This is a genomic window from Anaerolineales bacterium (genome assembly GCA_016928575.1).
GTDB lineage: Bacteria > Chloroflexota > Anaerolineae > Anaerolineales > RBG-16-64-43 > JAFGKK01.
In genome coordinates, this window is sequence record JAFGKK010000052.1 from 1 (window position 1) to 14495 (window position 14495).

At 63.9% G+C, this 14495-nt stretch carries 12 protein-coding genes and 2 tRNA genes; 10 read left to right on the top strand and 4 right to left on the bottom strand.

The genetic code is table 11. From position 1 onward, the window contains the following. Window positions 1-180: 180 nt before the first annotated feature. The 6 genes from JW929_06435 (at window position 181) to JW929_06460 (ending at window position 3463) form a co-directional block, all read left to right on the top strand. A complete protein-coding gene (locus JW929_06435) occupies window positions 181-1005 on the top strand; it encodes an SDR family NAD(P)-dependent oxidoreductase (protein ID MBN1439033.1) in 825 nt (274 codons plus the stop codon). A gap of 188 nt (window positions 1006-1193) precedes the next feature. After that, a tRNA-Thr gene (locus tag JW929_06440) sits at window positions 1194-1266 on the top strand. Between the two features lie 143 nt (window positions 1267-1409). Next, on the top strand, window positions 1410-1916 hold the full coding sequence (locus JW929_06445) for a hypothetical protein (protein ID MBN1439034.1): 507 nt from the start codon (window positions 1410-1412) through the stop codon (window positions 1914-1916). Between the two features lie 58 nt (window positions 1917-1974). After that, the gene (locus tag JW929_06450) at window positions 1975-2166 is read left to right on the top strand and encodes a hypothetical protein (GenBank protein ID MBN1439035.1); all 192 of its coding nucleotides are present in this window, start codon (window positions 1975-1977) and stop codon (window positions 2164-2166) included. Window positions 2167-2259: 93 nt separating this feature from the next. After that, window positions 2260-2979 (top strand): alpha/beta fold hydrolase, encoded by a 720-nt coding sequence (locus tag JW929_06455; GenBank protein ID MBN1439036.1) that lies wholly within the window; start codon window positions 2260-2262, stop codon window positions 2977-2979. A 58-nt stretch (window positions 2980-3037) separates the two neighbouring features. Next, a complete protein-coding gene (locus JW929_06460; GenBank protein MBN1439037.1) occupies window positions 3038-3463 on the top strand; it encodes a hypothetical protein in 426 nt (141 codons plus the stop codon). A gap of 109 nt (window positions 3464-3572) precedes the next feature. Here JW929_06460 and JW929_06465 read toward each other — a convergent pair whose 3' ends face one another. After that, window positions 3573-5297 carry a hypothetical protein gene (locus tag JW929_06465; protein ID MBN1439038.1) on the bottom strand — a complete coding sequence of 575 codons (1725 nt, stop codon included), beginning with the start codon at window positions 5295-5297 and terminating at the stop codon, window positions 3573-3575. 138 nt (window positions 5298-5435) lie between these two features. Next, window positions 5436-7010, bottom strand: a complete 1575-nt coding sequence (locus JW929_06470) for an MBL fold metallo-hydrolase (protein MBN1439039.1) — start codon at window positions 7008-7010, stop codon at window positions 5436-5438. Between the two features lie 272 nt (window positions 7011-7282). Between JW929_06470 and JW929_06475 the strand changes: the two genes are divergently transcribed. Beyond that, window positions 7283-8086, top strand: a complete 804-nt coding sequence (locus JW929_06475; GenBank protein ID MBN1439040.1) for a hypothetical protein — start codon at window positions 7283-7285, stop codon at window positions 8084-8086. Window positions 8087-8115: 29 nt separating this feature from the next. Here the strand turns inward: JW929_06475 and JW929_06480 are convergent. Further along, a tRNA-Gln gene (locus JW929_06480) sits at window positions 8116-8189 on the bottom strand. Between the two features lie 129 nt (window positions 8190-8318). Between JW929_06480 and JW929_06485 the strand changes: the two genes are divergently transcribed. The 3 genes from JW929_06485 (at window position 8319) to JW929_06495 (ending at window position 11482) form a co-directional block, all read left to right on the top strand. Next, window positions 8319-10007, top strand: coding sequence for a glutamine--tRNA ligase/YqeY domain fusion protein (locus tag JW929_06485; GenBank protein ID MBN1439041.1), 1689 nt, complete (start codon window positions 8319-8321; stop codon window positions 10005-10007). A 46-nt stretch (window positions 10008-10053) separates the two neighbouring features. Beyond that, window positions 10054-10677 carry a hypothetical protein gene (locus JW929_06490; protein ID MBN1439042.1) on the top strand — a complete coding sequence of 208 codons (624 nt, stop codon included), beginning with the start codon at window positions 10054-10056 and terminating at the stop codon, window positions 10675-10677. Window positions 10678-10798: 121 nt separating this feature from the next. Beyond that, window positions 10799-11482 (top strand): hypothetical protein, encoded by a 684-nt coding sequence (locus tag JW929_06495; GenBank protein MBN1439043.1) that lies wholly within the window; start codon window positions 10799-10801, stop codon window positions 11480-11482. Between the two features lie 132 nt (window positions 11483-11614). On the opposite strand, the gene JW929_06500 is transcribed toward JW929_06495, so the two are convergent. After that, window positions 11615-13807 carry a glycoside hydrolase family 3 C-terminal domain-containing protein gene (locus tag JW929_06500; protein ID MBN1439044.1) on the bottom strand — a complete coding sequence of 731 codons (2193 nt, stop codon included), beginning with the start codon at window positions 13805-13807 and terminating at the stop codon, window positions 11615-11617. Window positions 13808-14495: the final 688 nt, after the last annotated feature.

Here is a 14495-nt window from a genome sequence, read left to right on the forward strand (position 1 = left end):
CTATCCCCTGGCCCCTTCCCCCTCTCCTGACTTATGTCAGGAGAGGGGGAAGGGGTTGTGGGGGTGGGGGGTGAGGAAAGGGCGGATACGGGGGGCTGAGGAGATAATAATCCGGAACTTAATCCCTGATGATTGGGGGGGGAGGGAGCGGAGCGGAAACCCCCGGAACGGACAATAGACATGGCTGACCTCGAAGGTATCGTCGCACTCGTCACCGGCGCCTCCTCCGGCATCGGGGAAGCCGCCGCAAGAGCCTTCGGCGAACGCGGAGCGCACGTCGTGCTCACCGCTCGCCGCGCGGACAAGCTGACCACGTTGGCGGAGCAGATCCGCGCCGGGCGGAACGGCGCGGAGGCGCTGGTTGTCCCCGGCGACCTGACCGCGCCGGGGGAGCCGGAGCGGATTGCCGCGGACGCCCTGGCCTGGAAGGGCAGGGTGGATGTGCTGGTCAACAACGCCGGCGCCGGGCGGATGCGCTTCCTGGAGGACCTCGATCCGCAGGCCGACATCCGGCCTGTACTGGAGCTGGACTTGACGGCTCCGATCCTCCTGGCGCGGGCTTTGCTTCCGGCGATGATCCGGCGCAAGTCGGGAACGATCGTCAACGTCTCCTCCGTCTCCGGGTTGATCGGCATGCCGACTTCGTCGATCTATTGCGCGGCGAAGTTCGGGATGAACGGATTTAGCGACGCGCTGCGCCGGGAAGCGCGGGGGATGGGCGTGCGCGTGTGCCTTCTCTGCCCGGGGCCGGTGCGGACCGAATTCGGCCGGCACAGCGGAAGGCTCCCCGGGGCGGTGGAACCCTCCTCGCTGGCCATCGCGATTCCCGCCGCAAAAGTCGGCGAGTGCATCGCGGATCTCGTCCGCCGTCCGAGGCGCTGCGTCGTGATCCCCTGGTATTATGCTCCGGCCGCCTGGCTGACCGCCCAGTTTCCCGGCTTGGCGGACCGGCTGATGGAACTGGCCTACACCCGCCGCCTGCGGCGGATGAGGGGGAGCGGATAGCCGCAAAAGACACAAAAAGCACAGGGGCTAGTAAAGGTATCTTCGGTAGATTGACCACAAAGGGCAATATTATTTAGTCTTCTGCGACTTTTGTGGAATTTTTTTTGAGGTTCCATGGGACAGCCGTCCTTCACGAACGGCGCGCCGCCGGGTATAATCCCGCCCGTCCCCGTGTCGTGGGGATCGCCGCCACGGTAGCTCAATCGGCAGAGCAATCGCTTCGTAAGTGATAGGTTGAGGGTTCAATTCCCTCCCGTGGCTCAAAAGCCCCAAGCGGGGCTTTTTTTATCAGCCCCTTGGAGCGGATTGCGCCGCCGATAGGCTGGCCAAGCGGGAAAATCCATCCGCCGAAAGCGGTATACAATCAAGGCGTCCGGCCGCGCGGATATTCCGGCTGGCCCGCCATGAAACGCGCGATCGTTCTCCTTCTCCTCCTCGCGCCATCCGCCTGCCAAAGCGCCGGGCGGATGCCGACGGCATCCGGCGGTCGGATGCCGGCCTCCCCATCCGTCCCGGCGGATCTCGCCCCGGTGTACGTCCCGGCCATGTGCACGCTGATGGGCAACGATCCGCGGATGGAAGTCGCCGCTGGGCATCCGCTGATTTTGATGTGGGGCTGGTCGGCCGCCACCGAACAACAAATCCGGGATTACCTTGACGCCGCGATCGTCCGCGTAACGTTCGACGGCCGGGAAGCCGCCGGAAAGCGGCAGGGCGGAACGCCCTACGACCAGAATGCCGAGGTCTACCGGGTCCTATGGACGGCCGAGGTCGGCGTGCCGGCCCGCGGGATCCATGTCGTCACCTACCTGCAAATCTTCAGCGCGAAAATTTTCGACGGGGCGGAGTACTTCGGCCCCGGCACGAAGAACGAGAAGCAGGAAGACCGGTGTGAAATCGAAGTTGCATAGTCGGGGTTGAAAAATCCGGCTGGGTGGATTCGGCGCCGCCGTCCTCGGGGCGCGGATCATGCGCGCACTGGAGGGCCGGGCGGTTGAGAAGGGGTTGGCGGAAGTGGAGCTCAGCGTCTCGCTTCCTTCGCGGGGATTGTACGAGCGGTTGGGATACAGGGGATTCGAACCCAAGACGTTCGACCTGGGCGGGGTGCAAAAGCTGGAGTATTGGCAAGCGAGAAAGCGGTTGGCGCCGCCGGACGGGTAGGGGAAACCTCCGGCGGACCGGCCGGCGCGTTTGGTCCGCGCCGGATTTTCCTCCCGGGTTTGCGGGGGCGGGGTGTCGGAGAAAGCGAGGGTGATGATGGCCAAATGGACGACCGAGTACGCGGATGTTCCGGGCGCGCGGATCGCCTACCGGCAGGCCGGAAGGGGGCCCGCGGTGCTGCTTCTGCACGGGAACTCGGAAAGCAAAGCGCTGTTCGCGGAATATCAAACCAAACACTTTCTGGATTACCGCACCTTCGCTCTCGACAGCCGCGGCCACGGCCAAACCGAATCCGAGGACGCGGAATACGCCATCGGCGGATACGCCGACGACGCGATCGCCTTCTGCCGGGCGATGGGCATCCCGCGGGCATTCGTCGTTGGCTACAGCGACGGCGGCAACATCGCCCTGCACCTGGCGCAGAAGGCCCCGGAGATGTTCCCCAAGCTGGCGGCAATCTCGCCCAACTACCTCGCCGAGGGGACCGTGGAGAGCTGGCTGCGGTTGTTCCGAAGGTCCGCGGATGTCCTCACGTTCCTCGGCCGGCTGGGGTTCAACACCCGCAAGGCGCGGATGCGCTTCAACCTGATGCTGACCGACATCGGGCTGACGGCCGAGGACCTGCGCGGCATCCGCACCCAGGTGCGGATCCTGTATGCGGAACGCGACATGATCAAGGAGGATCACATCCTGGAGATCGGCCGGCTGATCCCCGGTGCGGAGGTCCGCAGAATTGCGAATTGCGACCACATGACGGTTTTCAAAAAGGCGGAAGCCATCCAGGATATCCGCCGGTTTTTCTCGGCGGCGTAGCGCCGGCCGGCGGCGGCAACCGGCGGGGGCGCGCGGCTGTTTGGGCCGGGGAGCGATTATGGGCGAAGGCGACAATGCGGTCGACAAGTTGTTCGGGGTTATTCACAAAGCCAACCATTCTCCGTTGTGGGGCAAGGATCCGGCTTCGCGCAAAGCGTATATCGACGAAATCGGGAGGACGACGCAAATTCTTGAGGGAAAAATCCGCGGGATCATCTCCGCCGAGGTTGGGCAGGATTTTGAGGTATTTCATTACGGCGCCAACGTCCTTCATCCGGGCTTCCTTGTGTTTTGGATCGCCGTGAAAAGCGACCAACTGCGGGACGCCTTGAAATCCGACGCGGTTCTGCAAAGAAGACTGCGCCAGGCAATCGTCGACGCCGATTATCCCGCCCAAGGCCGCGAGGATGTGCAGATCAATTTCGAATCCCAAGAAACCATCGATCGGGACTGGAACGGAAGCTGGTTCGAATATCTGAAATAGGCGAAACCGATTCCAGCCTATGTCCACGCCGTACAAAACGATGGACAACCCCAGTCCGGCGGGTTGTCCATCGTGTGTTTGTCCGCCCGGTGCGCGGAGAGAAAGATTCCTATTCCCCCGGAGTAATCGCCAGCCGGTCCAGGTAGAGAATAGTAAACAGCGCAAAGACGGCGAAGAAGACGAGGAAGATGGGCAGTTCCAATACGGCGTTCGCGGCGGCGACAAGGCCCAGATTCGATCCGTATTGACCTGCGAACATCATCAGAAACGCGGGAATCGTCATTAAGCTGTCGCGGTTGACGCTGATCAGCGGCCAGATCAATTCCTGCATGTTCACCAGCAGGGCCGCGGCGGCCAGCAGCGCCGTCAGCGGCAGGGACGGCAGGATCATCTCCCGGAGAAAAGCGGCCGCTCCGGTTTTTCCCGCGGCTTGCGCGGCGCGCCATTGGGGCTCCTGACCCTTGAAGAACAGGGTCAGGATGAAGAGGGCTGGAATGCTGATCCGGATCGGCGGGAACAATGTGGTCCATTGATCCAATCCGCCGACGCTTTTCAGCGAAAGAAAGAACGCGATGCTGAGCGGGAACACCGTCACCAGAAGCCAGGGCGCGAAGGGCAGCAACAGCCACTCGCTCCGCTTGCCGAGCGGACGCGCCGCGCCGATTCCCAGCGCTCCGAGATAGGCGAGCGGCAGTTGAAGAAACAGGACGGTCAGCAAGGACGGGAGAAGCGTGTTGAGGATGGTTCCGAATTGAATCCCGCCGTGGCCGAAGGCTTTGGAAAGGCCGCTCCCGGCGGTGGTCAGAATCTGCAGGAGGGGCGGCAATCCGAGCGCCAGCAGGCATAGCACGACCAGGGCCATCACGGCGGGCAGGATTGCCGTCCCCTTCTTGCCCTCCCGAGGCGTCCCTTCCGCGGCGGTTGCCGCCGGCGGTTTCCCCGGCGGGACGGTTTTCAAGCGCAGATTGCCGGCCGCCAAGATCACTCCGACGATCAATCCCGCCGTCAGCATGAAGCCGAGGAGGATGACGGCCGCCGCCGCACCCATGCCGAAGTTGTAGCGGATGAATGCGGAGCGGTACAGGAAGGTTCCCAGCGTTTCGGTCGCGTTCACGGGACCGCCTTTGAAGATGACCCAAGCGGTTTCGAAGGCGGGGAAGGGAAGCGCCATGGCCGCGATCAGCCCGGCGACCCAGCTGATGATCATCGGCCGCGCGGTTTTGGATGCGGTTTGACCGCCGGATCCGCGCTGGGCGGCCAGGAACAGCGGCAATCCGATTCCGCAGGCGATCCCGGCCGTCATCAAGCCTTCCAGGAAGAACAAAGCCGCAGACGCGGATGTCGGCGTGTTGATCCATGCGACGGGGTCCAGGCCGAGGCCGGTCACCAGCCGGTTGAGGATCCCCTTTTGCATGTCAAACGCGGCTCCCCAGGCCAGGGCGGCGGATACCGGCGCAAAGAGCGCCAGGGGAACGGTCGCCAGGAGCCGGACCAACAGGCGCAGGCCGCGCCCGGATCGGTTGACCGCCACGGCCAACAACGGCGGGATCAGCGCCGCAACCAGCATCCGCACGAGCAAAAGCCCGATGGTATGGACCAGGGCGGAATGGAAGAGGCGATCCCCCAATAAATAAGAAAAATTCTCCAGCCCGACGAATTGCGACGCGTCGATCGCGGTGATATCCCGCAGCCGGGTCAAACTGGTCAGAAAGGTCAACAGCGTCGGGAGCAGCAGCGATCCGAAACAGGCGATCGTCGGGGGAAGCAGCAATCCCAATCCGAGCAAGAGGCGCAGGAGGGAGCTTCCTTTTTTCTTTTCCGCGGATGTTGTCATGGTTTTTTCTCCTTTGCTTTTTGAGATCTCGCCGCCGGAATGCCACCCCGGCGTGACGGATCATGTTTCCGGTCCGGATTCGGTTCCTCCGGCCTGTCGGAAGGGATCGATGGATGGTATTGCATCCGAATTTCTTCCTTATCCAACAGCCATCGCGTTCCCATAACGCGGAATCCGCACTTCGATCCCGCTTCCTTTTAAAACACCCTCCCACCACTCCGGATGCTCGGTATGGATCGGGATGAGCGTCTCCGGCTTGACCGTGCGCACGAAATCCGCCAATTCCTCGCCGCAGGCGTGGCCGGAGGCGTGCAGGGCGGGCGAACTCGGATCGTCCGGATCGCCGATCAGGTCGAGGCGGAGCCAGCGGACCCAGGCCCGCAGGCGTTCGAGGTCGGCCGCCTGCTCGTCGTCGTAGGCGCGGCTGTTGGAGAAGAGATACACGCCGCCGGAGATCCGCTCCAGATCGGGCAGGTCGTTCAGGTCCCACAAGCTGTCGGCCAGGATGAACTCGCCCGGCTTTTCAGAGACGTCCGCGGCACGGACGATCGGCGCGCGCCACTCCTCGCGGGTTTCGCGCTCCCACGGGCGCGGGGCGGCCTTCGGATCGTCGAACAGGCCGACGTTCGGCCCGGCGTCGGGCGCCGGGTGGCTTTCCGGCTCCACCCGGTGCAGCGCGCGGAGGAGGTAGGCGTCCTTGGGCTGCAACAGCAGGCTGCGTCCGGTCCGGCGTGCCGCGTCGAGGAACACCTGCAGGCGCTCGACGTTGCGCGGGCCGAAATCGGCGATTGCCAGTTGGCCTTCGTAGCGCTTCAGAATCGGAACGACCCGGTCGAGAATCTGGTCCTCGCCGATCCGGTCCGCGGCGGGCTGCAGGTGGGTTCCTTCGCACAACAGGACGCGCGGGCGCAGGGCGGCGAGCGCCTCGGCGAAGGCGCGGGTCTGCGCGCCGCGCCGGCCGTGGAAGCGGATGTCGCCGGTGTAACCGACCCAGCCGGCGCCGGTTTTAACCGCGTACCCCACCGCGCCGGGGATCGAATGATCGACCGGCCAGGCGCGCACGGAAAGCGGGCCGACCTCGCCGCGAAACGCTTCCGCGGGGGCGGATTCCATTTTCTTGCGGCCGCCGGCGCCGGCCCGCTCCCAAAACTCCCGCCCGCCGCCGGCCAGCGGACCGTCCGCGAAGAAGTGCGGCCGCAGGCGGTAGGCTTCCCCCGAGCCGAGGATCCCGCCTTTGTCGATCCGCGGGGCGGCGTAGACCATTTCGCGCTCGAGGCTGGTCTGTCCGGTCACCTGCATCGCCCGCGCGATCGCCGCGCTGGTCCGCGTGCCGACGACCGGAATCCTTTCATCCAGGTAGGAAACGTCGCCGTTGTGGTCGAGGTGCGCGTGCGAAATCAACACGGCGTCGACCGCCCGCTCCCCGCCGGGCCGGGCGAGGCCGCGGTAGCCCGGTCGGCCGCGGATCCGTTCCCACAGCCCGGGTAGTTCGAGGTCGCGGCGGTAGATCCCCTCAAGCGGCGGGATCAACCCGAGGGCCAGCGGATCCAGCAGGCCGCGCGCCGGGCGCGGCCTGAGCAGTTCGTTGTAGTATTTTCCGCAGGCGTCGAAGTCGATCCCGAAATCGAAGAAGATCCGGGTCCCGCCGTCTTCGAGCAGAATTTTGTTGCCGCCGATTTTTCCGGCCGCGCCGTAGCAGGTGATGACGGTCATGTTTCCCCGCTCCTCGACCGCATGCCTTCCCGCGGTCTCCCAGCACAATGGTTTTTTCCGCAGGGAGGGGAAAGCTGAGTCCGACGGATATTAAATCACGGATCGGGAAAACCGGTTTCGGCCCCTTCGGCGGCCGGCCGGGGCGGGGATGGCTTGCGGGAGGACCGGATCGGATTCGCGGCGCGGCCGCCGTTCATCCCATTCTCCCGGCGCTGTTTCCAATCCCGACGTGCGGCCGGGAAAAGGGGCGGGGGGCGTGCTACAATCCCGGTATGCCTGAGGAGATTGTCTTTTTAAAACTCGGCGGATCGCTGATCACCGACAAGAGTCGGCCGCACACGGCGCGGCCGGAAACGATCCGCCGCCTGGGGCGGGAAATCGCCGCGGCGCGATCGCAGACGCCGGGATTGCGGATCGTCCTCGGACACGGATCCGGCTCCTTCGGGCACGCGGAGGCGAAGAAGTACGGCACGGCCGAAGGCGTGCGCACGCCCGAGCAGTGGCGCGGGTTCGCCGCGGTGGGAGCCGCCGCCGACCGGTTGAACCGGATCGTGATGGACTCCCTGGCGGAGGCGGGTGTCCCGGCCGTCCGCATCGCGCCCTCCTCGTGCGCTCTCCTGGAGGACGGCAAGCTTCTCGAAATGCCGGCCGCGGCCGTGCAGGCGGCGCTCGACGCGGGATTGGTGCCCGTGGTCTACGGCGACGCGGTCTTCGACCGCGCGCGCGGCGGGGGAATCGCCTCCACCGAGATGGTGTTCGCAGCCCTGGCCAAGCAGATTCACCCGCGCAGAATCCTCCTGGCCGGGATCGAGACCGGAGTGTTCGAGGATTACCCGGCCTGCCAAATCCTTCGGTCCCGGATCCGCACCGCGGACCGCGCGGGCCTCGCCCGTTCGTTGGCCGGGTCGGCGCACGCCGACGTCACCGGGGGGATGTTTTCCAAAGTGGACGGAATCCTCGGGCTGATCCTGGCGGAAGAAAAATTGCGGGCCTTGGTTTTCTCGGGGGAGGCGGAGGGCAACGTCCGCCTTGCGTTGTGCGGCGAGGCGGTCGCGGGGACGGTTTTGGAAAAATAAAAAACGGCCGGCGGACGCCGGCCGTTTTTTGGCTGGGGATCGAGGATTCGAACCTCGGCATACAGATCCAGAGTCTGCTGTCCTACCACTAGACGAATCCCCAGCGAAAGCGGCGGGATTATACCACGGCTTTGTTATAATCCGGCGCGCCCCTCCCTTACCCTCCCCAAATCCCCGAACGTGGTTCGGAGATTTGGGGAGGGCAGGGGAGGGGTCATGAGAGAGTAAAGCCATGACTAACCGCATCGAACCCGAAGCCGGTGATTTCATCCTCCGGGAAGTCGCTGAAGACTTGAACGCGGGCCGGTTCCAATACGTGCGCACGCGCCTGCCCCCGGAGCCGAACGGCTACATGCACATCGGCCACGTGAAGGCCTGGTGGATCGATTACAACACCGCCAAGACCTACGGGGGGGAGCTGTACCTGCGCTTCGACGACACCAATCCGGCCAAGGAAGAGACGGAGTTTGTGGAGGCGATCAAGGAGGACACCCGCTGGCTGGGGATCCGCTGGGCCAAGGAGACCTACGCCTCGGATTATTTCGACCGGCTGTACGATTGGGCGGTGCGCTTGGTGAAGAAGGGGCTGGCCTACGTCGACGACCAATCGCCGGAGGAGGTGAGCGCCGCGCGCGGCACGCTGACCGAACCGGGGCGGAATTCGCCGTACCGCGGGAGGTCGGCGGAGGAGAACCTCGACCTCCTGGAGCGGATGAAGCGCGGCGAGTTTCCCGAGGGCAGCCGGGTGCTGCGGGCCAAGATCGACATGTCCCATCCCAACATCGTCATGCGCGACCCGGTGATGTACCGGATCCTGCGCGCGCCGCACCACCGGACCGGCGACGCGTGGAACATCTATCCGATGTACGACTGGTCCCACGGCCAGAACGATTCGATGGAGGGAATCACCCACTCGCTCTGCTCGCAGGAATACATCATCCACCGGCCGCTCTACGAATGGTTCCTCGAGCAGCTGGGCGAATTCCGCACCCGCCAGATCGAATTCTCCCGGCTCAACGTCACCCACACGATGATGAGCAAGCGCAAGGTGCGCAAGCTGGTGGAGCTGGGAATCGTCCGCGGCTGGGACGATCCGCGGCTCACCACCCTGCGCGGCCTGCGCCGCCGGGGAGTCAACCCGGAGGCGATCCTCGAGTTCATCCGCTCGGTGGGCGAGACCAAGAACGACAGCTGGGTCGAGATGAGCGTGCTCGAATCCTTCATCCGCGACGACCTCAACCGGCGTTCGCCGCGGCGGATGGCGGTGCTGAAGCCGCTCAAGCTGGTGATCGACAACTATCCCGAGGACCGGGTGGAGGAGATGGAGGCGGTCAACAACCCGGAGGATCCCGCCGCCGGAACCCGCAAGGTGCCGTTTTCGAAGGCGCTCTACATCGAACAGGACGATTTCCGCGAGACTCCGCCGCCGAAATACTTCCGCCTCCATCCCGGAAACGAGGTCCGCCTGCGCAGCGCCTACTTGGTGACGTGCACCGGCGTGATCAAAGACCCGCACACGGGCGAGGTGCTGGAAGTCCATTGCACCCACGATCCGGCGACGCGCGGCGGCGACGCCCCCGACGGGCGCAAGGTCAAATCCACGATTCACTGGGTCTCGGCCCGGAACGCGCTTCCGGCCGAGGTCCGCCTCTACGACCAGCTCTTCACCGCCGCACAGCCGGATCTGGGGGAGGACGTCGAAGGGATCATCAACCGCAACTCGCTCGAAGTGCTCACCGGTTGCATGCTGGAGCCGTCGCTGGGGGAGGCGCAGCCGGGCGACAAGTTCCAGTTCGAGCGCAATGGGTATTTCTGCGCCGATCCGGACGGCGGGCCGGGCCGGCCGGTCTTCAACCGGACGGTCACGCTGCGCGACACCTGGGCCAAGATCGAGAAGGGGGCGCGGGGAAATCGGCCGTAGCGGAAGGTCCGCCGGGCCGGCCGCGGAACGGACGAGGTCCCAACCGATGCAACCGGTGATGCGCACCGACGAACATCATTTCGAAAAGCACAAGCAATTCCTCGCCCTGAGGAACAAGCAGGATGTCCGCTTGGTGTTCCTCGGCGATTCCCTGACCCGGAGGTGGGAGGACAACCCCGGCTTGTGGAACAAATATTTCGCCGCGTATCACGCGGCGAATTTCGGGGTCGGTATGGATTGCCTGGAAAACATCAAGTGGCGGGTGATGAACGGCGAGCTCGACGGGATCAACCCCAAGGCGGTGGTTTTCCTGGGGGGGACGAACAACCTGGATAAGGATTCCGAAGAGGCGATCGTGGAAGGGATCCGGGAGATCGTGGAGATCGTGCGGCGGAAACTCAACCGGGCTACGATCGTCCTGCTCGGACTGTTCCCGCGCAAACCCGACGAGAAGGGGATCGATTACCCCGCGAAGATCGATCGGATCAACCGGCGGTTGGATTCTTTATATGCCGGAACCGATGTGGTTTACCGGGACCTCGGGCCGGACCTGTTGGACGAGGATGGGGCCGTGAACGAAACGATCATGCCCGACGGGTTGCATCTGAACGCCGAGGGATACGATTTCATCGGCCCGAAGCTGAGAGCCATCATCGAGGCCGTGTGGTAGCAGACGGTGATCGCTTTCCGCCGCGCAAGCCCCAACTCCGAATCGGACGCCGTTGGTCTTTTTATGCGAATCCAGTACAATGGAAGGATTAAGGGGCAAAAACACAGATTCGGGAGGAAACATGCGTTCGGGCAACGACGGTTTTCCTCACTCCAGCGAGCCGTTCGAGATTAAACATTGGTGGGATTCGGCGGTTGTGCATGAGGGTTCCTTTTCCGCGTACGCGTTCTTCCTGCTGTCCTCTTCCCGGGATCCGTTGGCGGAATACCTTAGAGAGTCCGGCGGGGAATTGACCGCCCTTGCGGGAAGCCGCTGTCTCCTGTTGTCCGTTGACCAAGACGACATTCGGCGGATCGGAACGGAACCAAAATTGCAGTCGGGGGAATCCCAGCGGAACAAGGATGAAAAAACCAACATCGCGTATTTTAAGGAATTGATGAAGGACACGGTAGCGGAAGGCTACAGCGCCCGCATGCGCGAGTATTTTAAAATTCCCTCCGCGGATTTGCCCGGTTGGATTTTTTTTCAAGGGATCTTCTCCCTGGAACACGTTTTCCTGTCCCTGGCGGGCTTGACGAAGGGGGAGATGGCGCCGAGGATCGAGAGGGTGTTTTCCGCACTGGGGCGGGCGGGTTCCGCGAATGAGTCGATCCTGAAGGAATTCGACGCGCTGCGGGAGGAGCCCGTGTTTCAAAAAGAGGGAACCCCGAGGATCAGCCCCGTCAGGAACATCGCGGGAAAGACATTTCAGATCGCGATCGAATTGTGGATTAAGTCGCTGCTGTCCAAGAGTTCCTCCCCGTAGACGGATTTTTCAAATGCATGGATTCGGCCTCGGCCGGCATCCGGCGCGGGGGCTGTTTGACAACCGCGCCCGGCGGGATCCCCGCCGGGCGCGGTTGTCGGATTATTATGCGAAACGTGGACGGACCGTCGTTCAGGCGACGGTAAATTCCGCCTGCAGCGCCCGGTCGTCCAGCGAATGCTGGCCGACGATCAACATGTACCGGGCGGGTTCGACCGTCCAGCCCGACTGTTCGTCGTAATAGGCGAGGTTTTTCACCGGGATTTCCACCCGCACGGTCTTGGTCTCGCCGGGTTGCAGCCCGACCCGGCGGAAAGCCTTCAATTCCTTCGGCGCGCGTTCGACCCGCGAGGCGGGAACGGATGCGTAGATCTGGACGACCGTATCGCCGGCCATCGATCCTTCGTTGGTCACGTCCACCACGGCGGTGAGGGTGCCGCCCGCATCCGGCGCTGCATCCGAAAGCCGCAGGTTCGAATAGGCAAAGGTGGTGTAACTGAGTCCGAAACCGAAGGGGAAGGCGGGCGGGTTGCCGTCCCGCTCCAGTTTGCGGTAGCCGTGCCACAAATCGTACGTGACCGCCTTTGCGTTCTTGTCAAAATGCGGCAGGTCTTCGGTCCGGGCGGCGAATGCCATGGGCAGTCTGCCGGAAGGGTTGATCTTGCCGAGCAGGATTCCGGCCAAGGCCCGTCCGCCCTCCATCCCCGGATACCACAGCATCAGGATCGCCGGAACCTTTCGGCGCCAGCTTTCGGTGAAGATCGCACTGCCCCCCATCATGGCCGCCGCGGTGCGCGGATTGGCCGCGGCAACCGCCAGGATCAGCGCTTCGTCCTCAGGGTGCAGGGTCAACCGGTCGCGGTCCCCGCCCGTGGGCGTGAGGTCGGCGTCGCCGCGCCGATCGCGGAAATTCAACTGCATGTTCTTGGCGATGGACTCCTCCTCGGGAGCAGGCGGGGGAAAAAGGATCGACAGCTCCGCGATCGAATCGGGCGAGGTGAACTCGCCTTCGTCCCGGTGGGTATACCCGGCGACCACCACCGCCGCGTCGGCGCCGCGGGCGGCCCGCGCCGCGCGGGCGGGGTCGCTTCCGTCATCGTAGACGATTTCCGCCCGGCCTGCGAGCGCCTCCCGCAGGCCTTCGAGCGGGGTGATCACATACGGCGGGCGGGTGTTCGAAGAACCGCCGTCGCCGGTGTTCGGCTCGGCGGCCAATCGGCCGATCACCGCCAGCTTCTTCACGTTTTTCAGCGGCAGCAGCGGGCCTTCGTTTTGCAGCAGGACAATCGCCTTTTCCGCCGCCTCGCGGGCGAGCTGGCGGTGCGCTTCGCAGGCGACGATGTCGAGCGGGTAATCCTTCGGGTCGCGGCCTTGGGCGAAGCGGATCTGCTGGCGCAGGACCCGCAACGCGGCGTCGTCGATCCGCTCGAGGGGCACTTCGCCGTTCTCCACCAATTCTTTCAGGTGGCGGTTGTGGATCATGGCAAAGGGCATCTCGACGTCCTGCCCGGCCAGCGCGGCCTTCTTGGAATCGCGCATGCCGAAGATGAAGTCGGTCATCACGAAGCCCCCGAAGCCCCACTGCCGCTTGAGGATATCGTTGAGCAGCGCGGGATTCTGCCCGCACCATTCGCCGTTGACGCTGTTGTAGGCGCTCATGACCGAGGCCGCGCCCTCCTCCACGGCGCGCCGGAAATGGGGCAGGTAGAGTTCGTGCAGCGCTCGGGGCGCGATGCTCACGTCCACCCGGTGGCGGCCGTTTTCCATGGAGTTTAAGGCATAATGCTTGGCGCAGGCCATCACGTGCTTTTGTACGCCGCGCACCAGGGCGGCTCCGAATTCCCCAAGCAGAACGGGATCCTCGCCGTAAGTTTCCTGCGCGCGGCCCCAGGCCGGGTGGCGGGGCAGGTTGATGCACACGCCGCCGAAGAAATTTCCGCCCATCGCGCGCAATTCGCGTCCGATCGCATCGCCGACCCGTTCTTCCAGACCGGGATCAAAGGTCGCGCCGCGGGCCATGGAAACCGGGAAGGTGGTGCCGCCGTCCATGACCACCCCGCGCGGACCGTCCGCGAAGCGTACGCCGGGGATGCCGAGCCGCGGCACGGCCCCCGCCACCCAGGGATGGTCGGCGTACCCGCCTCCCAGCATATCGGCCATTCCCGGCCAGAACGGTTCGTCCCCCGACATCATTTTAATTTTCTCGTCCAACGTGAGCCGGCCGAGAAGATCCCGGGCCCGCGCATCGATTTGCGCGTCGCTCAACCGTTCGCGGTTTTCCAAACCGGCGAACGCCGGACCGTGAAATTTCGCTTTGATTCCCATGCGGCAGTCCTCCGTGAAAGATTCGTTTGCTTAATGATACTCCTGCTCCGGCATGGAACCCGGGCATTTGGGTCTTCCGCTCCGGGCCGTAGTCCTTGCCGAAGGTTTCCGTTTCCAGGAGTCTATTGTATAGGAAATTGGAGGGCGAGCGATGAAATTTGTGCTATAGCGCGCTTTCGCGGAATCAGAATCCCCCGCGGCCTGCCCTGTGGGAGTGCACTCGATCATCTGTCTACACCTGCACCTTCGCGGAGCGGGGCCTGGCCGCGCGGCGTGGGGAAGGCCGCGCCGTTCACGGAATCCCCGCTCCGGTGCGCCGTAGCGGGTCCGGGATTGCGGTATTGCATGTGGAGCGGCAGTTCATTTCATTTATCTAATAACTTTTCTGCATAAAGAGAAGAATCCCATCCCCCGAAACCCCTTTTTCCTCTTCCAGCTTACCCCCGCTTCCCCCGGCGTGAATTTTACCGGGGTCGCGGGGGCAGAGAAGGATTTCCAATATCGGCGTAGATGCCTCGCTGCAGTCAAATTGATATTCGTTTCCGTTAATTTCGCTGAGCAATTTTTATCCCCATATTCCCACTATTTTGGTGGTCTTAAAAATTAGTATCTCCTCAGCCCCCCGTCCCTGCCCTTTCCTCACCCCCAACCCCACAACCCCTTCCCCCTCTCCTGACTTATGCCAGGA